The organism is Streptosporangium carneum (assembly GCF_027922005.1).
GTDB classification, from domain to species: Bacteria; Actinomycetota; Actinomycetes; order Streptosporangiales; family Streptosporangiaceae; genus Streptosporangium; species Streptosporangium carneum.
This window is the reverse complement of the sequence record NZ_BSEV01000167.1, coordinates 1-523: the sequence shown is the minus strand read 5'-3', so window position 1 is coordinate 523 and position 523 is coordinate 1. Positions and strand designations below refer to the sequence as shown.

Here is a 523-nt window from a genome sequence, read left to right as displayed (position 1 = left end):
CTCAACACCGTGACGACGTACTTCCCGGCGCTGATGTCCACCGTGCTCGGGCAGTCGCCGGAGATTGCGGGCTACCTGCTGATGGTCTCCAAGCTGGCCGACGCGGTGATCGACGTCGTGATCGGCAGCCTGTCCGACCGCGCCCGCACCCGCTGGGGCCGCCGCAAGCCATTCCTTGCCGCAGGGGCGCTGCTTTCGGCGGTGTCGTTCGTGATGCTGTTCGCCCCGCCGGTCATGGGGCAGGGCGCGCTGATGGTCAGGATGATCGCCGCGCTGGTGATCTATTCGACTGCGTATTCGCTGTTCAACGTGCCGTACATGGCGCTGCCCGCCGAGCTGACCGACGGCTTCCACGAACGCACCCGCCTGATCGGTTTCCGCACCGTGTTCGTCTCGATCGGCCAGCTGCTGGCGATGGCGGGCACTGCGTGGCTGATCCAGAGCGGCGGCGCGGGCCGCGCGGGCTTCGCGACGATGGGCCTCGTCATGGCGCTCATCATCGGCGGCGCCATGAGTGCGACGG

The 523-nt window shown here is 68.3% G+C and carries 1 protein-coding gene; it reads left to right on the top strand.

Annotation, left to right across the window (positions count from 1 at the left end):
- The coding region (locus PKF00_RS45090) for an MFS transporter (RefSeq protein WP_271223810.1) at nucleotides 1–523 on the top strand (523 nt) is incomplete at both ends.